Annotated in this window: 17 protein-coding genes, 1 other RNA gene and 2 pseudogenes; 10 read left to right on the plus strand and 10 right to left on the minus strand. The window is 64.8% G+C overall.

Annotated elements, in window-relative coordinates; all coding sequences use genetic code 11:
• Positions 1-5 precede the first annotated feature (5 nt).
• Positions 6-1,616 (plus strand): annotated as a pseudogene (locus ACWCOO_RS03395) (CRTAC1 family protein); the annotation flags it as partial.
• A gap of 50 nt (positions 1,617-1,666) precedes the next feature.
• On the opposite strand, the gene ACWCOO_RS03400 reads toward ACWCOO_RS03395, so the two are convergent.
• The 3 genes from ACWCOO_RS03400 to ACWCOO_RS03410 form a co-directional block, all read right to left on the minus strand.
• Positions 1,667-2,998, minus strand: coding sequence for an MFS transporter (locus ACWCOO_RS03400; protein WP_446831557.1), 1,332 nt, complete (start codon positions 2,996-2,998; stop codon positions 1,667-1,669).
• 104 nt (positions 2,999-3,102) lie between these two features.
• Complete coding sequence (locus ACWCOO_RS03405; RefSeq protein WP_446831558.1) at positions 3,103-3,531, minus strand: hypothetical protein; 429 nt, start codon at positions 3,529-3,531, stop codon at positions 3,103-3,105.
• Complete coding sequence (locus ACWCOO_RS03410; RefSeq protein WP_446831559.1) at positions 3,518-4,186, minus strand: nucleotidyltransferase domain-containing protein; 669 nt, start codon at positions 4,184-4,186, stop codon at positions 3,518-3,520. The genes ACWCOO_RS03405 and ACWCOO_RS03410 overlap by 14 nt, the downstream gene beginning before the upstream one ends.
• Positions 4,187-4,350: 164 nt before the next feature.
• Here ACWCOO_RS03410 and rnpB point away from each other — a divergent pair.
• An RNA gene (rnpB, locus tag ACWCOO_RS03415) (RNase P RNA component class A) lies at positions 4,351-4,713 on the plus strand.
• Positions 4,714-4,787: 74 nt separating this feature from the next.
• Here the strand turns inward: rnpB and ACWCOO_RS03420 are convergent.
• The 5 genes and pseudogenes from ACWCOO_RS03420 to purM all read right to left on the minus strand — a co-directional run.
• Positions 4,788-5,549, minus strand: a pseudogene (locus ACWCOO_RS03420) (NAD(P)-dependent oxidoreductase); the annotation flags it as partial.
• Between the two features lie 36 nt (positions 5,550-5,585).
• Positions 5,586-6,152 (minus strand): dCTP deaminase, encoded by a 567-nt coding sequence (dcd, locus tag ACWCOO_RS03425; protein ID WP_446831560.1) that lies wholly within the window; start codon positions 6,150-6,152, stop codon positions 5,586-5,588.
• Positions 6,149-6,922: a DUF3108 domain-containing protein gene (locus ACWCOO_RS03430; protein WP_446831561.1), complete on the minus strand. Its 774-nt coding sequence runs from the start codon at positions 6,920-6,922 to the stop codon at positions 6,149-6,151. Before ACWCOO_RS03430 ends, dcd begins: the two co-directional genes overlap by 4 nt.
• The gene (gene purN, locus ACWCOO_RS03435; RefSeq protein WP_446831562.1) at positions 6,910-7,572 is read right to left on the minus strand and encodes a phosphoribosylglycinamide formyltransferase; all 663 of its coding nucleotides are present in this window, start codon (positions 7,570-7,572) and stop codon (positions 6,910-6,912) included. The genes ACWCOO_RS03430 and purN overlap by 13 nt, the downstream gene beginning before the upstream one ends.
• Before the next feature lie 20 nt (positions 7,573-7,592).
• Positions 7,593-8,627, minus strand: a complete 1,035-nt coding sequence (purM, locus tag ACWCOO_RS03440; protein ID WP_446831563.1) for a phosphoribosylformylglycinamidine cyclo-ligase — start codon at positions 8,625-8,627, stop codon at positions 7,593-7,595.
• A gap of 38 nt (positions 8,628-8,665) precedes the next feature.
• Between purM and ACWCOO_RS03445 the strand changes: the two genes are divergently transcribed.
• Positions 8,666-9,649, plus strand: coding sequence for a DUF2066 domain-containing protein (locus ACWCOO_RS03445; RefSeq protein ID WP_446831564.1), 984 nt, complete (start codon positions 8,666-8,668; stop codon positions 9,647-9,649).
• A 5-nt stretch (positions 9,650-9,654) separates the two neighbouring features.
• Positions 9,655-10,950, plus strand: coding sequence for a CDP-alcohol phosphatidyltransferase family protein (locus ACWCOO_RS03450; RefSeq protein ID WP_446831565.1), 1,296 nt, complete (start codon positions 9,655-9,657; stop codon positions 10,948-10,950).
• Positions 10,951-10,971: 21 nt separating this feature from the next.
• Here the strand turns inward: ACWCOO_RS03450 and glnD are convergent, their stop codons facing one another.
• Together glnD and map are read right to left on the minus strand one after the other, a co-directional pair.
• Positions 10,972-13,623: a [protein-PII] uridylyltransferase gene (gene glnD / locus ACWCOO_RS03455; RefSeq protein ID WP_446831566.1), complete on the minus strand. Its 2,652-nt coding sequence runs from the start codon at positions 13,621-13,623 to the stop codon at positions 10,972-10,974.
• Entirely contained in the window at positions 13,613-14,383 is a 771-nt protein-coding gene (map, locus tag ACWCOO_RS03460; protein ID WP_446831567.1) for a type I methionyl aminopeptidase, read from the minus strand. Before map ends, glnD begins: the two co-directional genes overlap by 11 nt.
• A 203-nt stretch (positions 14,384-14,586) precedes the next feature.
• On the opposite strand from map, the gene rpsB reads away from it, so the two are divergent.
• The 6 genes from rpsB (at position 14,587) to ACWCOO_RS03490 (ending at position 19,490) form a co-directional block, all read left to right on the plus strand.
• The gene (gene rpsB, locus ACWCOO_RS03465) at positions 14,587-15,735 is read left to right on the plus strand and encodes a 30S ribosomal protein S2 (protein ID WP_446831568.1); all 1,149 of its coding nucleotides are present in this window, start codon (positions 14,587-14,589) and stop codon (positions 15,733-15,735) included.
• A gap of 3 nt (positions 15,736-15,738) precedes the next feature.
• Positions 15,739-16,611, plus strand: a complete 873-nt coding sequence (gene tsf, locus ACWCOO_RS03470) for a translation elongation factor Ts (RefSeq protein ID WP_446831569.1) — start codon at positions 15,739-15,741, stop codon at positions 16,609-16,611.
• Positions 16,612-16,688: 77 nt separating this feature from the next.
• Positions 16,689-17,357 carry a UMP kinase gene (gene pyrH / locus ACWCOO_RS03475; RefSeq protein ID WP_446831990.1) on the plus strand — a complete coding sequence of 223 codons (669 nt, stop codon included), beginning with the start codon at positions 16,689-16,691 and terminating at the stop codon, positions 17,355-17,357.
• A 38-nt stretch (positions 17,358-17,395) separates the two neighbouring features.
• Positions 17,396-17,953, plus strand: coding sequence for a ribosome recycling factor (gene frr, locus ACWCOO_RS03480; RefSeq protein WP_446831570.1), 558 nt, complete (start codon positions 17,396-17,398; stop codon positions 17,951-17,953).
• 23 nt (positions 17,954-17,976) lie between these two features.
• Entirely contained in the window at positions 17,977-18,657 is a 681-nt protein-coding gene (gene uppS, locus ACWCOO_RS03485) for a polyprenyl diphosphate synthase (RefSeq protein WP_446831991.1), read from the plus strand.
• A complete protein-coding gene (locus ACWCOO_RS03490) occupies positions 18,654-19,490 on the plus strand; it encodes a phosphatidate cytidylyltransferase (protein WP_446831571.1) in 837 nt (278 codons plus the stop codon). Before uppS ends, ACWCOO_RS03490 begins: the two co-directional genes overlap by 4 nt.
• Positions 19,491-19,530 lie beyond the last annotated feature (40 nt).

Raw genomic sequence — 19,530 nt, forward strand, 5'->3', positions numbered from 1 at the left:
GCGTTGTGACAACCGCCGTTTTCTCCGGTGCTTTCCGCAGGATTGTTGCGGCCATCCTCCTGACCACGCTTGCGGTTGCCGGCAGCGCCGCCAATTCTGAGCCTCCCATTCTCTTCACGGAGCAGGCGGAGGAACGGGGAATCGCCGACGTCGGACTGGACGGCGCGGGCGTCGCGTTCAACGACTACGATGGCGATGGCGACGCCGACATCTACATCACCAATAACGATGGCGGAACTATCGGCCTGGATTTCCATAATCGGCTCTGGGAAAACGATGGAAGCGGCCACTTCCGGGATGTAGCCTTGCAGCGCAAGGCGGCCAACGAGGGCGGACTGGGCCGCGGGATCAGCTTCGGCGACTACGATCTTGACGGCGATGACGACATGGTGGTCGCCAATATGCAATCGGGGAGCCGGGGCGGCTACGACCCCCCGGTAACGCTATACCGCAACCTGCTGAAAGAAACCGGCAGTCCTGAATTCGAGGATGCGACGGCTGCCGCTTGGTTGGTGCGCGAGGGCGTGTTCGAGGACGAGTCCAACGAAGGCATCACCGCGACCTCGGGTGGCGTGGGCTTCGGCGACTATGACGGCGACGGCCTGCTCGACCTCTTGTGGCGCGCCGCCGATTACGACGTGGACCAGGCACTGTTTCGCAACATCGGCGGCGGCGAGTTCGAGGATGTCACTTCGGCCACCGGGACGCTGCTTCTCGAGAGCGTAAGGGAGGCCAACAGCCAGGGGTCGCCGGGCTGGTTCGATTTCGATTACGACGGCGACCTGGACCTGCTCTCGCCCAACGAAGGCGATTCCAACGTGCTCTACATGAACAAGGGTGACGGCAGTTTCGCCGATATCACGCGCTCCAGGCGACCGCCTTCGGGCTGGCCCTTTCTCAATCCGGGCAACGCCAATGGCGTATGCCTGGGCGACGTGGACAACGACGGCGATATCGACGCTTATTTACCCAACGCCGATCAGGCCAACCGGCTGGTGCGCAACGACTATGCGGAAACCGGCGCGCCCGGCTTCACCGACATTACGCTGGCCTCGGGCGCCGGCGACCTGGGCGGCGCGCGCGGCTGCACGATGGGCGATTACGACAACGACGGCTGGTTGGACATCTACGTCAGCAACGGCGGCCCCTCGAACGTGCTTATCAACGACATCGTGGAGGACATGCCGTCCTTTGTGCAGTTCTATATTGCGGTGGAGCCGGCCACCAACACGCTGCTGCGCAACAACGGCGACGGCACGTTTTCCGACGTGACCGCAGGCTCGGGCGCCGAGGGTATGAGCATCGGCGCGGGCGTGGCCGGCGGCGATGTGAACGGCGACGGCTTCACCGATATCGTGGGCACCGCCCGCACCTTCTACAACCGGGCCCGGATGCTATCGGAGCCGCAGCGCAATTTCCTCTGGCTCAACCAAGGCAACGCCAATCACTGGATCAAGGTGCGCCTCGACGGTCAGCGGCTCAATGCGCGCATCCGCGTGGCGGCCGGTGACCTGGTCCAGTGGCGCGAGATCTTTTCCTCCACCGGCTACAACTCGGTGGATGAACCTGCGCCGATCTTCGGCCTCGGCGGGCGTGAGCGCGTGGACCGCGTGGATGTGTGCTGGGCCGATGGCCGCGTACAGACCGTGCTTGATCCGCCCGTGGATCAGGAACTGCGGGTAGCCGCGGCGGACGCCGCTCCGCCTGGCGCGAGCATCCAAACCGCTACCGCCGCCACGATCAGCACCGCCTGCGCACCGGCCACCAGCAAGAACGGGGCCCAGGGCGTGGCCGCGCTGAACATCGCGCCGCCCACGCCGGCCGCCAGGATGATGCCCACCGAGCCGAACATGCTCATCAGGCCGATCACGGCACCGCGTTCGCGCGGCGGGGCTTCCTGACCAATCAGCGCCATGCTGCTCATCATGGCGCCGGACATGGCAATGCCCAGAAAGGCGAACGCCGGCAGCATGCGCAGATCCAGCGGCGATCCCACGAAGTACATGGAGCCGTAGGCGGCCACGGAAAGCGCCAGCGACAGCACCAGACCGGCCACCCGGTTGATGCGGTCGAGTATCGAGCCGAACACGAACGACCATCCCACCGCGAACACCTGTATTACGGCGAACGGCAGGAAAACTTGGTATTGCGCCACCGCGGCCTCGCCGCCGGCCGCCTTTACCGCCATGGTTGCCCATAGCGAGACGAAAAGCCCGGCCACCACGATATCGCCGCGGGCGGTCATGGCGGCCGCGTAGGCCAGAAGAATGCGCGGATTGCGCGCCTGCCGAAAGCCCGATTTAACCAGCTCGATCCAGCGTGGCCGCTTGCGTGCGCTCTCCGGTATGCCGCCCTTCAGCCCGAGACGGAACACGATAAGCGAGATAAAGCACACCAGCGCTGCGGCGCTATAGGCATAGCGCCCGGCCGCCACCGGCTCCATGCCGGCGTCCTGCAGCCACTTCGGAAGCGCTGACACCAGCCGGGTTGCGAGCACGATGCCCAAAGCGTTGAAGGCCGAGCTAAAGCCCACCACCCGTCCACGCGAGGTTTCCATCGGGTAGTCGTTCTGGATCGTGGCCGTCATGGCGGCCGTCGCGGCCACGCCAACGCCGAACAGAATCCGGAAGTACTGCAAGTGAGCCACCTCGGTGGCCCATGGATACAGCGCGTAAGTCAGCCCGATCAGCCCGATGCCCAGCATGATGACGGGCCGCCGCCCCACGCGGTCGGCGAGCATGCCGAACGGCCAGATCAGGAACAGGCTCACGAGCTCCGTGATTCCCGTAAGCCGGCCCGTAACCGCTCCCGCCAGCCCCTGGTCGGTAATGCCGAGGTGTTCGGCGAGGATGTAAGGCTGGGAAAAATTCATGTTCGACATCATGCCGATGCAGATCAGCGACGCGTACATGTAGGTCCAGAAGTGCATGACCCGCACCCCCGGCGCCAACTCGATTCTCCCGATGCGCCCTCCGGCGCTGCCACTAGCCGCAGTCATAGCATCTACTCCCAGCCGTCGCCGCCATCATATCCCAGCCCCCGCGGGCTGCTGAAGGGCTGTTCACGTCGGTCACAGAAGAAACAGCCTGCAAGTTGGCGAAGCTATTGCGAAAGCTCTGCGATTTGATTGCGCAGCCGCTGTTCTATTGCTCCCGCCACTCTAAGCATGGCTTCAAGCAGATGTTCCTCCATATCCAGTTCCCCCTCATATTCGGCAAGATTGCCCTTTCGGTGAGCTTGGTCCAGCACCCGCCACTGCGCATTGGACAGACCAGCGGTATGTTGCAGGCACTGAAAAACGAGGTAACGGGATTGGGCACGGTAACCCATTGCCCGCAAGGCTGCGAGCGCCAAGGCGTGAGTTGCATTGTAGGCAAGGTCGAATCGGCTTTCGAGGCTGAGCTCCGATCGTTGGCTGTCCGCGAGGCGCAGACTCCCGGAGCGCAGAAGCCCTTCTAGCTCGGTGCGTTCGGACGGTTCCGGCTTGAGTTGACCGATCTGCGCAAGGTTTTCAAGATTACCCCTTGGCATTCTCGGCTCCGATAATCACAAGGTGTTCGCTGTCAAGTACACGGCACAGGAATGGGCTGCCGTTGGCTCGTCTGTCGTCAAATTCTCCAGTCGTGTAGAGCGTTGGGCTGATTTTGCGAGCCAAGCTTGCTTCGGAAGGTGCGAGCGCGGCGTAAAGCGCCTCCAGGGTTAAGTCATCGGCTACCACCAGGAGGTCGATGTCGCTGTTTGCAGTGTCGGTTCCTTTGGCCACGGAGCCGTAGATCAGTGCCAAGGCGATTCCGTGGGCGAGCGATGCCAGCGCTCGCCGGATAGGCGCCGCGACGGCGATGGTCTTGCGCACCATTGCGCGAAGCTCGTCAAAGATGGGGCAGTCGGGATTTGCCTGGAAATGCTTCTGCTTTCCGATTTGATTCACGGTCACCAAGCCACTTGAAGAAAGCCGCTTGAGTTCGCGCTGTACAGCGCCCGATCCGGAGCCGGTAATTCTGATCAATTCTCTGGCAAAGAAGCTGCGTTCCGGCTGACCGAACAGAAGTCCTAGTACACGTTGCTGGGTAGTGGTAAAGAGCGCGCCGGCAATACTTGTCGGCGCCTTCGTGCGGTGAGCCGCCCGCTCGCCGCTAGGCGCCAGCGTCGAAATTGTCGTGACCATTCTGGGCATCATATTACCCATATTGGGCACAATGCAATGCCTTGCAGTCCATCTTGGGGGACTTGACGAACTGCGCGGATGCATTCGCGGCGCAGTAGGGCGCCGTGTGTTGGTGCAGCCTGTCGGCGGATGTAGTGGGGCGGGTTCTTGCAAATTGGGGCGGGGTGGTCTAGTTTGGTGGCGGGCAAGCCGGCCAGGCAATCGCCGGCCGCGCCGGGTTTCCGGTTGCGGCGGGAGGAAAGTCCGGGCTCCGGCGGACAGGACGCCAGGTAACGCCTGGGGGGCGCGAGCCTACGGAAAGTGCCACAGAAAATATACCGCCCGGTGCCCACAGCGGTGCCGGGCAAGGGTGAAAAGGTGCGGTAAGAGCGCACCGCGCGGCTGGCAACAGCCGTGGCAGGGTAAACCCCGTCTGGAGCAAGGCTGAATAGGGAAGCTATCGCATGTCCGCGCGCGCTTCCGGGTGAGCTGCTCGAGGCCGCCGGCGACGGCGGCCCTAGATGAATGATTGCCCTCGACAGAACCCGGCTTATCGGCCGGCTTGCCCCTTTTTGTCACGCAGCCGGCGGATCAGGCTGGAGGTATCCCAGCGCCCGCCGCCCATGGCCTGCACCTCCGCGTAGAAGCCGTCCACCAGTTCCGCCACCGGCAGTGGGCTACCGTTGCGTTCCGCCTCCTGCATCGCGTAGGCCAGGTCCTTGCGCATCCAGTCCACCGCAAAGCCAAATTCGAACTGGTCGGCCAGCATGGTGGCGTGACGATTGTCCAGTTGCCAGGACTGCGCCGCTCCGGCGCTGAGCAGACGCGCCAGGCGGCTGCCGTCGAGGCCGGCGCGCTGGGCGAAACTCAGGCCCTCGGACAGCGCCTGCACCAGCCCGGCGATGCATATCTGGTTGGCCATCTTCGCCAGTTGGCCGGCGCCGGCGGCTCCCATCAGGTCACAGCGGGCCGCGTAGCAGTCGAGCAGCGGCCGCACTCTTTCGTAGTCGCCCGCCGCGCCGCCGAGCATGACTGCGAGCTGGCCGTTTTCGGCACCGGCCTGACCGCCGGATACCGGCCCATCCATGAACGCCAGTCCGCGCGAGCGCGCTGCCTTGTGCAGATTCCGCGCCAGCTCCGCCGAGGTCGTCGTGTGATCCACGAGCAATGCGTTGTCGCGCATCCCCTCGAAGGCGCCGCCGGCCTCCAGCGTCACCGCCCGAACGTCCTCATCGCGCCCTACGCAGGTGAACACGAAGTCCGCACCCCGGCAGGCCTCCGCGGGCGTTCGCGCCAGCGCGCCTCCGTATTCCGAGACCCAGCGCTGCGCCTTGGCCGTGGTGCGGTTGAACACGGTCACGGAATGGCCGGCGCGCGCCAAGCGCCCGGCCATGGGATATCCCATCACGCCCAGGCCGATGAACGCGACGGCAATCAAGATTCAGGTCTTGGGCAGGGTCACGCCGGTTTGCCCCTGGTATTTTCCGCCGCGGTCTCTGTACGAGGTCTCGCATACTTCGCCGGCCTGGAAGAAGATCATCTGCGCCACCCCTTCGTTGGCGTAGATTTTCGCCGGCAGCGGCGTGGTATTGGAAAACTCCAGGGTCACGTAGCCCTCCCATTCCGGCTCCAGAGGAGTGACGTTCACGATGATGCCGCAGCGGGCGTAGGTGGATTTGCCCAGGCAGATGGTCAGGACATCGCGCGGAATGCGGAAATACTCCACGGTCCGAGCCAGGGCGAAGGAGTTGGGTGGAATCACGCAGTGACTGCCGGTCAGCGACACGAAGCTGTCGCTCTTGAAGTTCTTCGGATCCACCACCGCCGAGTGAATGTTGGTGAATACCTTGAACTCGTTTGCGCAACGCACGTCGTAGCCGTAACTGGATACGCCGTACGAGATCACCAGACGGCCACCCCGCTTGCGCACCTGCCGCTCGGCGAAGGGTTCGATCATCCCGTGGTCCGCCGCCATACGGCGAATCCAGGCATCCGAACCTATGCTCACCGGTCGAGCCAGTCCTGTCGCATGGCCAGGGCTGCCTGCTCGCCCCAACTGTATTCGTAGGCCTCAATGATGATAATGCGCTTGTCCTTGCGCCAGATTTCCCAGCGCGCCGGCAGCCAGCCCAGCTCCTGCGCATACCAGATGTACTGAAAGTTATCCGAACCTTCGCGTTGGCGGCGGTACTTGATGGTTTGCAGCTCGCCGGCGCCCGTGCTCAGCGTTTCTTCACCCAGCAATTCTCCGTCGTACAACTTTAGCTTTCCGCCTTCCAGCGTCGGCTGCGTATCAAGCGGCTGTTTTTGCGCCAAGTACATCATGGTCTGGATTTCCCAGGCCTTGCGGTCCATGGCCTTGGGCTCAAGGCCAAATTGCGTTTGCTCGCCGCCTTCCGTGAACTGGGCGCTCAGGCCGGTCCAGTCGTAAGTGATGTTCACAAGGCCGTCCTTGCTGCCATCACAGGACCGGCACAGGTATTCCTGCGGCTGCACCAGACCCTGTTCGTCGATCTCGAAACGGGTGCTTTCCAGCGCGTCCGAAGCGATGACCAGCCGCGCCAGACCGCGCCCGCGCGAGTAGGTCTCGTAGGTGTAGCCCGCGCCCTCGCGGCGCACTACGCTCAGGCTCAATCCGCGCTGTCCGAACGGCGCATCCACGTCGTAGAGCACACCGATGCTCTCAATGGCCGGCGCTGCCGGGCTGTTCTGTTCTTCCTGAGCCGCGACTGTCGGCGTCGCCAGGAACACGGCAATAACTGCGATTAACCGGTGCACAACAACTCCTGTTCTTCAAAAATGATCGGCTTCGGCAATTCACGGCCGTCGAGCAGCGCGCGAGATTCGTTCATCCCGAGACGGCCCTCGGCCATCCATTGCAGAATGCGAGGATACAGGACATGCTCGCAGGCTTGCACCCTGGTCTTGAGCGAAGCTTCGTCGTCTTCCTCACGTACGCGCAAGCGGACCTGGGCGATAAGCGGCCCCGAATCGAGTTCGCGGGTCACGAAATGCATTGTGGTGCCATGCCATGAATCCTTGGCTTCGAGCACTCGCCGGTAGGTGTGCAGGCCCGGATAACGGGGCAGCAACGAAGGATGGATGTTGAGCGCGCGGCCCCGGTATTCGTCGCACAGGTGGGCCGGCAGGATGCGCATGAAACCTGCCAGCGCCAGCACGTCCGGGGCCAGACTGCGCAGCCGCCGCGCGAACGCATCCCACCAGGCGCGCCGGCTCGGAAACTCTCCCGGCGCAATACCGATCGCCGGCAAGCCCGCCTGGCGCGCCCGGGCAAGGCCTGCAGCGTCCGTCCGGTCGCTGAAGGCGGCGACGATCTCGATGTCCAGTCGGCCTGAAGCAACGCAGTTGAGGATCGCTTGAAAATTGCTGCCGGCTCCCGATAGCAGCACGGCGGCGCGCAAGCTCATTGTGCAGATCCTTGCTGCATTCAGGCGAACCTCACGCCGGCGCCGGCCGCAACCCGGCCGATGGCCCAGACCCGCTCGCCAGCCGCCTCCAGGCTCTTGCGCACGGAGCCAACGTCCTGCCCCGAAACAGTGAGCACCATGCCTATTCCGCAATTGAATGTGTTGAGCATTTCCGAGCGCTCAACCGGCCCCTCGCGGCTCAGCCAGCCGAACACTGCCGGCCAGTCCCAGGCGCCGCAATCGATCTGCGCGCCCAGGCCCTTGGGCAGAATCCGGGCCACGTTTTCCGGCAGACCGCCGCCGGTGATGTGGGCGATGGCCTTCAACTGACCCGCCTGCGCCAGCGGGAGCACCGCGCGCACGTAGATGCGCGTGGGTTCGCACAGCACATCGATCAACTCGCTTTCCAGAGCCTCAAGCCCGCCTTTTCCGCGAATGATCTCATGCACCAGCGAGAAGCCGTTGGAGTGCAAGCCGGAGGACGCGAGTCCCAGCAGCACGTCCCCTTCGCTCACCGCCTTGGCGTCCATGAGCCCCTGCTTTTCGCACACACCCACGCAAAAGCCCACCAGCTCCACGCCATCGTCCACGTAGGTATTGGGCAATTCGGCGGTTTCGCCCCCCAGGAGCGCGGCGCCCGCCTGCTTGCAGCCTGCGGCTACGCCGCGCAGCAGCGGTTCCAGGCGGTCGGGCTCCAGACGGTTGGCGGCGCAGTAATCGAGAAAGAACAGGGGCTCCGCACCCAGCGCCAAGACGTCGTTCACGCACATGGCGACCACATCGATGCCCGGCGCCTCCATGCGGTCGGCATCCATGCAAAGCTTCAGTTTGGTGCCGACGCCGTCGCAGCCCGCCACCAGCACCGGATCACGGTAGCCGGCTCCGGGCGCTTCGAACAAGCCCCCGAAGCCGCCGATTTCTCCGAGTACGCCCGGACGGTGCGTCCCGCGCGCAAGCGGCGCAATGCGGCGCACCATCTCTGCGCCCCGTTCGGTGTCGACGCCGGCTGCCCGATAACTGACGGACTTGCGCAAATTTACGGAATCCGTATCCATTCAACTTCACGTTTCGGCACCCTATAATGCCTTTTTCAATGCTCGCGCGCATCCTGCCTCAAGCCTTCGCCTTGACGCTGGTCTTGGCGTGTGCAGCCGCCGGGGCCGACACGCCGTTCCGTTCCGTGGCGCCGCTGCAGGAGCCGGGGCGAGCGGGCGAGGAAAGCGCCTTGCAGGATGCCCTGGGCCGCTTGCTGATCCGCGTGACCGGGCGACGCGACGCCACCGATCTTCTTGAGCGTTTCCCGCCCGCGCCAAGCATCGTGCGGCATTATCAGGTCATTGACGGCACTCGGCTGGAAGCGGAATTCGATGCCGCGCTGGTGCGGCGCGTCCTGGAGGCAGCCGATGTGGGCATCTGGGAAGAAGAGCGACCCAAGGTAGTGCTTTGGCTGGTCATCAACGATGGCGGGAGATGGCTATTCCAGCCATCCGAATCGAGCACAGGCGCTGCGAGAACTTTGGACGCGCGCATTGTCTTTAGCGGCGCGATCAGCCGCACTCTGGACACGGTATCGGCATTGCGCGGCATTGAACTTAACTACGCTCCGGCGCCGGACTCGGGCGCCGCCAGGCAATGCGCCGAGCAAGTGTGGGCGGGCTCCTTCGCTTGCATCCCCGAAACCGACGCCCAGTTGCTGATGCTGGGAAGGGCCTCGATTCCCAGCGCTCCGGAAGACATCGAGTGGAGCCTGCGCGAGAACGGCCAATGGGGACCCGCCTGGGAGAGCACCGCCGCCGAAGCGGTGCATTCGGTTACCGACATGCTGGCCGCCCGCTACATGGCTACCCAGGGCCCCACGCGCGCCTACCTGCTGGTGGTTTCTCCGGTGCCCGATCTCGGGACATACGCCAGGCTGCGCGATCAACTGGGCGCCATGGCCGCTGTCCGCGAGTGGCGCGTGGATAGCGCAGCGCACGACTCGCTCAGTTTTCGCATCACTTCCCGCACCGCCGAGGCGCTACTTCGCGAGGCCCTGGCTTCTCTCGGCGTTCCGTTCGAATTGCGCCGAGCGGAGTAATGGGCATGAAACGACACATTCCGAACCTGGTGTGCATCTTTCGTCTGGTGCTGGCCGCGGTTATCGTGGCGGATCTGGTGGGCGGACGCTTCGGACGGGCGCTGTTGCTTGTGGCTCTGGCCGGATTTTCCGACTGGCTTGACGGTTTTCTCGCCAAGCGCTGGCGGCTGGACAGCTTCCTGGGTTCGGTTCTCGACCCGCTGGCCGACAAGATCCTGCTTGCCGCCGTCTATACCACTCTGGCCGTGCTTGCGCTGATTCCCGCATGGTTGGCTGGCGCCGTGATTGCGCGCGATCTCGTTATCGTGGGCGGTTGGCAAACCTTTAGGGCCTTGCGTGGCGAGTTGCACCCGCGTCCGTCGCGGGTCAGCCGCACCAACACGGTGTTGCAGATCAGCGTGGGGGTGGCAGTGATCGCGGCGCAGGCTTTTCCGGGAATGATGCCGCCAGAGGCGATTGCGGTGGGCGGTGCGCTGGTGTTGCTTTTCGCCGTGTTAAGCGGTTCGGATTACGTGTTGGCGGGAACCCGGCTGGCCGCGCAGCGCAAGCGCGAGCGCGATCAGGCCAAGGCGGCGACTGCCTCGGCCCGGCAAATGCCGCTCGATCTTGCCCGCGAAGATCCCTGTGTGTTCGAAAATTTCTACAACGGCAGCAATGCGGAGGTCGTGTCGGCGCTAAAAGGCTTTGTGGAACAGGAAGCAGGGCCGCCGCTTTGGTTGTGGGGCGCTCCCGCCACCGGCAAGACGCATCTTCTCCTGGCGACCGTGAGGGCGGCGACAGACGCCGGGCTGTCTGCCGCCTACATGCCGGCGCACGCCGGATTCAAGCCCGACGCGCTGGACGCCTTGCGCAAGATCGAACTGCTGTGCATCGACGACGCCCACCGTCTGGCCGGCGCGCCGGATGTGGAGGATGCGATGGGCGGCCTCTGCCGAGCGCTGGAAAGGCGCGGTGCGCGGCTGGTGCTGGCGGCGGCCAGCACGCCGGCAGGCGCAGGCTATCGGCGCGATGACATGCGCACCCGCCTCGCCTCAGGGCAGATCTGGAAGCTCGCGCCGCTCACCGACGAGGAACGTCTGGAAGCCATCAGGCTGCGGGTGCGCAGCCGCGGAATCACCTTGCCCGAAGCTACCGCGCGCTTCCTGTTGCGCCGGGTAAGGCGCAATCCCAGCGATGTCTTCGTTCTGGTGGACCGCCTGGCGGCCTTGGCCGCGGCCCGCAGCAAGCAACTGACCGTGCCCTTCGTGCGGCTGGCTTTGCGCGAAGACGCGGTGCAGCCCGACCCCCAGCGCAGCCACTAGCCTGGTCTGGACCTTTGCGTGCTAGCCGGCGTCGGCGAGTTCCGACTCCAGGGCTGTCTGTAGCGCTTCCCGCTGCGCCTCGGAGAGCGGTTTCCGCCGCCGCCCGTCAGTCAAATGAAACACGTCTTCGGCGCGCTCGCCGATCGTGGCGATTCGGGCAGTTCGGACACCGATGCCCTCCCGCGTCAGAACGCCGCCCACCAGTCCGAGCAAACCGGGTCGATCAGCCGTAACGAGTTCCATTACCGTGTGGCGTCCGCGGTCGTCATCCCGGAAACTCACCTGCACACCCACTTCGAAAGCCCGCAGCTTGCGCGGAAGGCGACTACGCGCCGGTCGCCGCGGTGGTTTGCCGCGGGCCAGCGCAGCGCGCAAGCCGGTGCGAAGCGTGTCCAACTGGCGGGCGTCGCGCAGCGCGTCGCCGTCGCGCTGCACGACCAGGTATTGCGCAAGGCTCTGCTCCTTGCCCGAGGGAAGAATGCGCGCGTCGAGAATGTTCAGCCCTTTTGCGTCGAGTGCCGCACAGGTAATGAAGAAGCGATGCACGGTTGCGGGGCCATGCACGAGGATAGCGGTATTGCCTTCGGGGAAGTCGGCGCGTGTGGCCACCAGGAAGCCGCCAGTGGTTGCATCGGCAGCATGCAGGGCTTGCGTATGCCAGACGATTTCGTCGCTTCGAAACAGCCAGAAATAATCCTCCTCGAAGCGGCTCCAGAGCGTCCGTGTGGCGTCTTTCGCAAGACCCTGGGTACTCAATTCGCGCAGTGCGGCGCGCTTGCGTTCCGCCAGTAGTTCGCCGGCTCCGCTAGGCTGCTCGATATTCATGCGCAAGGCGCGCTTGGTCTGGAGGTAGAGGTCCTCGAAAGCCCGCGCCTTCCAGGCGGTCCAGAGGTTGGGATTGGTGCCGCGCACATCCGCCACCGTGAGCAGATACAGGTGGTCCAGGTGCGCCTGGTCGCCCACCAGACGAGCGAATTCCGCGACTACCGCGGGATCGTAGACGTCCTTCTTCTGGGCCGTCATCGACAGCGTGAGATGGTGGCGCACCAGCCAGGCCACCAACGCCGCGTCGCGGTCGCTCAGCCCATGATTCAGCGCAAATGTTTCAGCGTCGGCGGCGCCCAGCGCCGAGTGGTCGCCTCCACGGCCCTTGGCGATGTCGTGATAGAGGCCTGCCACGTAGAGCAGCCCCGGGTTCTCAATGCGTTGCATGATTTCCGCAAGCGCGGAGTCCTTGCCAGCAGGATCCGCGAGACCGAACCGGCGCAGGTTGCGAACCACCCGCAAGCTATGAGCATCGACGGTGTAGCTGTGAAAGAGGTCGAATTGCATTCGACCCGTTATCCGGCCGAATTCCGGGATGTAGGCGCCGAGGACGCCGTAGCGGTTCATGGCCTCGAGCTGGCTCGGCACGTCGGGTGGCGCCGTCAGTATTTCCATGAACATCCGGCGGATTTTCGGATTGGCGCGAAACCGGTCATCAATCTTTGGTACGCTCTCGATCAGGGCCTCGACCATTGCCGCGCTGAATCCGCGAATTTCCGGCTGCCGCTGGCGCAGCAGAAACGGCTCCAGCACCGCGCGGGGCGAGGCCTGGAACAGCTCCGGGCGCCTGGCGTCAAGGTAACCATCGCGCAACACGAAGCGCGCGTTGACCCGCCGGACCCCGCTGCGCGCCGGGCTGATCCGCTCTCCCAGACGCTGGAGCGCGATTTCGCTGGCCAGCGACACGCTGCGCGTAGTGCGGTAGTAGCGCTGCATGAATTGCTCCACCGCCCGGTTGCCGGTGCGGTCGTGGTAGCCGAAAGCCGCGGCCAGTTGTTTCTGGCAGTCGAACAGCAGACGGTCTTCCATCCTCCCCGTATTCAGATGCAGGGCAAATCGCACCCGCGACAGGAAGTCCCGAGCCGCGCGCAGCGCTTGCAGTTGTTCCGCCGACATAAGCTGGCGGTCCAACAGCGTGCCGAGCGAGGCCTCACCAAAATGCCGCAAAGTAATCCAGTTGACGGTGTGGAGGTTTCTGAGCCCGCCGGGTCCGTTCTTGACGTCCGGCTCGAGGTTTGACGCGCTGTCGCCATGCTCGCGTCGTCTTGCGGCTTGTTCGTCACGCTTGGCGCGGTAGAACTGAGCGGCGGTCCAGAAGCCGCGCGCGTTGATGGCCTTGCTCAATTGCGCGAACAGGCGGGGGCTCCCGCTCAGCAGGCGGGCTTCCATGAGCGCAGTCATGATCGTCACATCGGCGCGGGCACGGTCGCGCGATTCGGCCACGGTGCGGGCGCCGTGGCCGATCTTCAGCCCCGTATCCCACAGAAAGGCCAGGAATTCGCCTACCTCGGCCCGGGCGCCCCGCGCATAGCCTTGCGGGAGAAGCACCAGCACATCCACGTCGGAGGCCGGGTACATCTCGGCGCGTCCGTAGCCCCCAACCGCCAGCAGCGACGCTCCGCGCAGGGCTGGCCCCGCATGCAGCCGCCAAGCTTCGCAGAGCAGGGAATCAAGTATCCCGGCGCGCTGGTTCAGCAGCTCTTGCGCGCTTTTCGTTCCCTCTTCGAACCACACCCGTATCTTCTTGTCGTGCTCTTCGATGCGAGCGCGCCAAGCTTTCAGGCGGGCATCGCGCGTCCCGCTGACGCCACCTGCGCTGCGCGCATCGACCGCCGGTTCAGGGTGCAACGGGTCCCGCTCCCAGGGTCAGGACCTCGTACCCATCGGCCGTTACCAGCACGGTGTGCTCCCATTGGGCCGACAGTTTTCGGTCGCGCGTGACAACCGTCCAGCCGTCCGGCAGCAGTCGGGTTTCGGGCCTTCCCTCGTTCAGCATCGGCTCCACCGTGATCGTCATCCCTTCCTGCAGGGTCATGCCGGTGGCGGGCTGCCCATAGTGCAGGACATTGGGCGGCTCATGAAACACGCGGCCTATGCCATGCCCGCAGTATTCGCGCACGACGCTCAACCCTTGCGCTTCGGCAACCGTCTGGATCGCGTGGCCGATATCGCCGAGCCGCGCACCGGGGCCGATCTGGCGTATTCCGGCCCACATCGCCTCGAAAGTGATGCGGGCCAGGCGCTGCGCCTTGATGCGTGGCCGGCCCACGTGGAATATGCGGCTGGTATCGCCGTGAAATCCATCCTTGATGACCGTGATATCGATATTGAGCATATCGCCGTCTCTGAGCAGTCGCTTGCCCGGGATGCCATGGCAAACGACCTGGTTCAGAGAAGTGCAGATCGAGCGCGGAAATCCGCGGTAGTTGAGCGGCGCCGGTATCGCCTGCTGCTGTTCGGTAATGTAGCGGTGGCAGATGCCGTCCAGTTCGTCGGTGCTGATGCCCGGGCGCACATGGGCTTCGATCATGTCCAGCACTTCGGCCGCAAGCCGCCCGGCAACGCGCATGCGCTCCTGTTCTTCGGCGGTCTTGATGGTGACTTGCATGGCTAGGGTCGAGCTCGGGCGCCAATGGTAGCGCGCATTCCGCGGAAACGCCCCCGCCTCCGCCGCGTGGGGCGGGTGCAGCGTCAAGCCCCGATGCTATAAAATTGCGGGCTCGCTCCAGACAGGGGCAATCACGGGTATTTCGCGCTGGCGGTTGCCCGGTGCTTGGCTGGGGCGCTCTGGACACTTACAGGAGCAGACGATTGGCGGAAGTTACCGTGCGCGACATGTTGGATGCGGGCGTGCATTTCGGGCACCGAGCAAGGCATTGGAACCCGAAAATGGCGCCGTTCATCTATGGCGAGCGCAACCAGCTACACATCATCGATCTTGAGCAGACGGTGCCGCTCTACAAGAAGACCTGCGACTTCGTACGGTCGGTGGCCGCACAGCGTGGCACAGTACTGTTCGTGGGAACCAAGCGCGCCGCACAGCATGCGATACGCAAGGAAGCCACGCGCTGCGGCATGCCGTACGTGAGCCACCGCTGGCTGGGCGGCACACTCACCAATCTGAAGACGATCAAGAAATCCACCGCCCGGCTGGAAGAGCTGGAGGCGCTGGAAGAGGGCTCCATGCGCGAACGCTTCACCAAGAAGGAAATACTGGGGCTCAAGCGCGAAAAGGAAAAGCTGCTGCGTTCGCTGGGCGGAATCCGCAACATGGATTCGCTGCCGGACGCGGTATTCATCATCGACCTGGAACATGAGCGCATTGCGCTGAATGAGGCCAGGAAACTTGGCATTCCGGTTGCTGCGGTCGTGGACACCAATTGTTCGCCACAGGACGTGGATTACATGATCCCCGGCAACGACGACGCCATTCGAGCTGCGGAACTGTATACGCGCGGCATCGCCGACGCGATCATGAAGGGGCGCGAGGAAATGCCCGAAATTTCCCTGGGCGACGACGAATTCGTGGAGCTGGACGAGCACGGAAAACCGATCGCGCAAACCGGCCGCCGCCGGTCGCGCGCCAGCGCCCCGGCACGGCTGCGCGGCGTATCGAGGCGAATGCCGCGGCGCACCGCGGCGGTGGCCAGAGAGCGCGAGGACCGCGACGCCAAGCCGGCTGAAGCCGCTTCTGCGTCTGCACCGGCTTCTGCGCTTGCGGCTGCTCCTGCACCCGAAGCCGCTCCTGATACCGAAGCGGTTGCTGAGACCGAAGCGGCGCCTGCGGCTGAGAAGGCCGCTTCCGCGCCCGAGGCTTCCCCTGAGCCCGAGGGTGCTTCTGAGCCCGAGGCTGTTGCAGCATCTGAAGCCGCTCCTGCCTCCGAGGAGGACGCTTCCGAGTCCGAATCCGAGGCGCCTGCATCCGATCAAGCTGCCCCAGCGGCTTCCGGCAAGGACTAGGCCATGGCGATAACCGCCGCCCAAGTCAAGGCTCTGCGCGAGGAGACCGGCGCCGGAATGATGGACTGCAAGCGTGCGCTTGCCGAGACCGGTGGCGACGCTGAGGCGGCACGCAAGCTGCTGCGCATGAAAGGCGCTGCCGCGGCCGAAAAGAAGGCCGGGCGGGCTGCAGCCGAGGGCGTGATAGCGCTGGTGGAGGGTCCCCAAGCCGTGGCCATTGCGGAAGTCAACTGCGAGACCGATTTTGTGGCGCGCCGCGAGGATTTCCGGGACTACGCGTCCTCCATCGCGCAAACGGTCCTGGAACAAGATCCCGCCGACCTTGACGCCTTGCTGGCCTTGCAAATCGGCGGCCAGTCTCTGGAACAGACGCGCCAGGACGCGGTGGCTCGCATCGGTGAGAACATCAGCGTGCGCCGCTTCCAGCGCCTCAGCCCGCGTGGCGAAGCGGTGACCTACGTTCATCACGGCCGCATCGGCGTTATCGTGGATATGCAAGGCGGTGGCGCCGAACTGGGCAAGGACATTGCCATGCATGTTGCCGCCATGAGGCCGCAGCACGTATCTCCCGACGACGTGCCGGCCGAGGTGGTGGAGCGCGAACGCGCCTTTCTCACCGAGCAGGTGGCGGATTCGGGCAAGCCTCCGGAGATTCTCGAGCGGATGGTGGAAGGCCGTCTGCGCAAGTTTCTCAGCGGCATCTGTCTGACCGGGCAGATTTTCGTGCGCGATAGCAAGCTCACGGTGGGCAAGCTGCTTGCTTCCCATAAGGCAAGCGTGCATGGCTTTGTGCGCTTTGAAGTGGGAGAGGGCGTGGAACGCCGCGCCGCCGATTTTGCCGAAGAGGTGGAAGCGCAACTTCGGGAGCACCGGTGAGTCCAGCTTCAGGAGCACCGGTTGATCCGGCTCCTTCGCTGCGCCGTATTCTGCTGAAGCTCAGCGGCGAGGCGCTGATGGGTCGGCAGCCCTACGGAATCGACATGTCCATGCTTCAGCGGATCGCCGCGGAAATCAAGGAAGTCGCTGCGCTGGGTGTGGAAGCGGCGGTGGTGGTGGGCGGCGGCAACATCTTTCGCGGCGAAGGCCTGGCCCGTTCGGGAATGGATCGCGTTACCGCCGATCACATGGGCATGCTGGCCACGGTCATCAACGCCCTTGCCCTGCAGGACGCTCTGGAGCGGCTGGGCGCCGGCGTACGGGTGATGTCGTCCATGGCGGTGCGGTCGGTTTGCGAGGACTACATCCGGCGCCGCGCGCTGCGTCACCTGGAAAAGGGCCGCATCTGCATATTCGCAGCCGGCACGGGCAATCCCTATCTTTCCACCGACACGGCCGCCAGCCTGCGGGCCGTCGAGATCGGCGCGGAACTTCTCATCAAGGGCACCAAGGTGGACGGCGTCTATTCCGCCGATCCCAACCTGGAGCCCAACGCCGTGCGCTACACGCGCATTTCGCACGACGAACTCATCGGGGGCCGGCTCGGCGTCATGGATTCCACGGCTGCGGTAATGTGCCGCGACAACGACCTGCCGATTCGCGTTTATGATGTGGCATCGGCGGGCGCTCTGTTGCGCATCGTGGGCGGCGAGAATGTCGGTACGCTGGTAACCAGCGAAGCGTAGCCTGCGCAGAGCGGCCCATTGGAGCAAGGGGGGCGCAGTTGATTGAGGAACTCAAGGGCGACGCAAGTGAGCGCATGGACAAGAGCGTTGCGGCGCTGCGCGCGAGCCTGGCCCGCCTGCGCACCGGTCGCGCCCACGCTGGATTGATCGACCACTTGACGGCGCCCTATTACGGCAACGATACGCCGTTGCGCCAGGTAGCCAGCATCACCGTCGAAGACGCCCGCACCCTGGCCGTGTCGCCTTGGGAAGCCAGCATGGTGCAGCCGATCGAGAAGGCCATTCGCGAGTCGGGGCTGGGGTTCAACCCGGTCACGGCGGGCACGGTGATTCGTGTGCCGATCCCTGAGTTGACCGAAGAGCGGCGTCGCGAACTGGTGCGGGTCGCGCGCCATGAAGCGGAGATGGGGCGCGTGGCGGTGCGCAATATCCGACGCGACGCGCTGACCGATATCAAGCAGTTGGTCAAGGAGAAAATGGCCACCGAGGACGAGGAGCGGCGCGCTGCCGACGAGGTTCAGAAGTTCACCGACGAGCGCATTGAGCGCATGGACGCGATGCTTGAGGAGAAAGAAAAGGAAATCATGTCGATATAGGTTGGGTTGGGCTTCTGCAGCATCTGGCGATCATCATGGACGGTAACGGCCGCTGGGCCCTGCGGCGCGGGCTGCCGCGGCCGGACGGGCATCAGGCCGGCGTCGAGGCCGCGCGCGCGATCGTCGAGGCTTGTGCCCGCCGCGAGATACCGGCCCTTACGCTGTTCGGTCTGAGCAGCGAGAACTGGCGGCGGCCCCGCACCGAGGTCAGCGCGCTGATGACGCTTCTTGCCGACGGTCTGCGGCGGCACATGGACATGCTCAACGAAAACGGAATCCGCCTGCGCTGCATCGGCGACCGCAGTCTTTTCCCGCGCCACATCCACAACGCGCTGGACAAGGCCGAGGAGGGCACGCGCGGCAATAGCCGCATGAGTCTGGTTGTGGCGCTTTCCTATGGCGGACAGCAGGAAATCGCGCAGGTCGCGCAGCGGCTGGCGCGGCGCGCGGCGCGGGGCGAACTCGACCCGCAGGAGATTTCCGTGGAAATGTTCGCCCGCCACATGGGGCTTGCCGGTTTACCGCCGCCAGATCTGATGATTCGCAGCGGAGGCGAGCGCCGAATCAGCAATTTCATACTTTGGCACCTGGCATACGCGGAGCTGTATTTCACCCCCGTGCTTTGGCCTGATTTCGGCGCCGAAGAGCTGGACGCCGCGCTGGCCGACTATGCGGAGCGGCAACGCCGCTTCGGCGCAGCATGAATGAAGTGCGGCGTCCGCCGCGTGCGATGCTGCGCTTGCCGCTGCGGCTCTTGACGTCCGCCGTGCTGCTCGCGGTCGTGGTGGCCGCAGCTATGGCGCCGCTTACGCTGCGGCTGGCCATGATCGGCCTGGTGTTGCTGCTTTGCTGGCGCGAGTGGCTGCGAATGGCGGGCGTGTCCGGGTCCTTGGGGAGGTCGCTTGCGATCGTTCTGTTCGCTGCCGCGCTGGCCCTGCTGGTGGCCCTGCCGCCACCCGCCTCGCTGCTTTACGCCACGATGCTCCTGGCCTTGGTCTGGTGGTGCCTTGCACTTGTGTTTCTGCGCGGCGCGCTTGCTTCGCTAGGCAGCGCCATGGCCACCGCCTGTGGCGTGCTGGCCCTGGTGCCCGCCTGGCTGGCCGTGCTGGCCCTCGCCTCTGTTGGCCGCACCGATTTGCTGTTGCTGCTCCTGCTCGTTGTAGGAGCCGCGGATACCGGTGCGTTCGCCGTAGGTAAGCTATGGGGCAAGCGTCCGCTGGCGCCCAAGCTGAGCAGCGGCAAGACGGTGGAGGGCGCGGCAGGGGGCTTGGCGCTGGCTGCCCTGGCCGGCTTCGGCGCATCCTTCCTGGCCGAGAACTCCGCGCTCTACTGGACGCTTGCGGGATTGGCGGTGGGCGGCGTGTCGATGCTGGGTGATCTGACCGTGAGCCTGTTCAAGCGCCGCGCGGGACTCAAGGACAGCGGCAGATTGCTGCCGGGGCACGGCGGAATGCTGGACCGCCTCGACAGCGGCCTGGCCGCCGCGCCGCTATTGGTGTTGCTGGTGTTCGAGCCGCTGGGCTGGCTGCCGTGGTAACTTGCGGCGGCGCCCGCGCAATGCGCGCCCCCTCCGCCGG

The organism is Candidatus Foliamicus sp. (assembly GCF_965221325.1).
Lineage (GTDB): Bacteria > Pseudomonadota > Gammaproteobacteria > Steroidobacterales > Foliamicaceae > Foliamicus.

Bases quoted from the DNA above. Each gene is read 5' to 3' on its own strand.
- ACWCOO_RS03405 (WP_446831558.1), bottom strand. From the start codon at position 3,531: ATGCCAAGGGGTAATCTTGAAAACCTTGCGCAGATCGGTCAACTCAAG.
- ACWCOO_RS03410 (WP_446831559.1), bottom strand. From the start codon at position 4,186: ATGGGTAATATGATGCCCAGAATGGTCACGACAATTTCGACGCTGGCG.
- ACWCOO_RS03450 (WP_446831565.1), top strand. From the start codon at position 9,655: ATGAAACGACACATTCCGAACCTGGTGTGCATCTTTCGTCTGGTGCTG.
- map (WP_446831567.1), bottom strand. From the start codon at position 14,383: ATGCAAGTCACCATCAAGACCGCCGAAGAACAGGAGCGCATGCGCGTT.
- pyrH (WP_446831990.1), top strand. From the start codon at position 16,689: ATGGGTCGGCAGCCCTACGGAATCGACATGTCCATGCTTCAGCGGATC.
- ACWCOO_RS03400 (WP_446831557.1), bottom strand. From the start codon at position 2,998: ATGACTGCGGCTAGTGGCAGCGCCGGAGGGCGCATCGGGAGAATCGAG.
- tsf (WP_446831569.1), top strand. From the start codon at position 15,739: ATGGCGATAACCGCCGCCCAAGTCAAGGCTCTGCGCGAGGAGACCGGC.
- purM (WP_446831563.1), bottom strand. From the start codon at position 8,627: ATGGATACGGATTCCGTAAATTTGCGCAAGTCCGTCAGTTATCGGGCA.
- ACWCOO_RS03490 (WP_446831571.1), top strand. From the start codon at position 18,654: ATGAATGAAGTGCGGCGTCCGCCGCGTGCGATGCTGCGCTTGCCGCTG.
- purN (WP_446831562.1), bottom strand. From the start codon at position 7,572: ATGAGCTTGCGCGCCGCCGTGCTGCTATCGGGAGCCGGCAGCAATTTT.
- ACWCOO_RS03445 (WP_446831564.1), top strand. From the start codon at position 8,666: ATGCTCGCGCGCATCCTGCCTCAAGCCTTCGCCTTGACGCTGGTCTTG.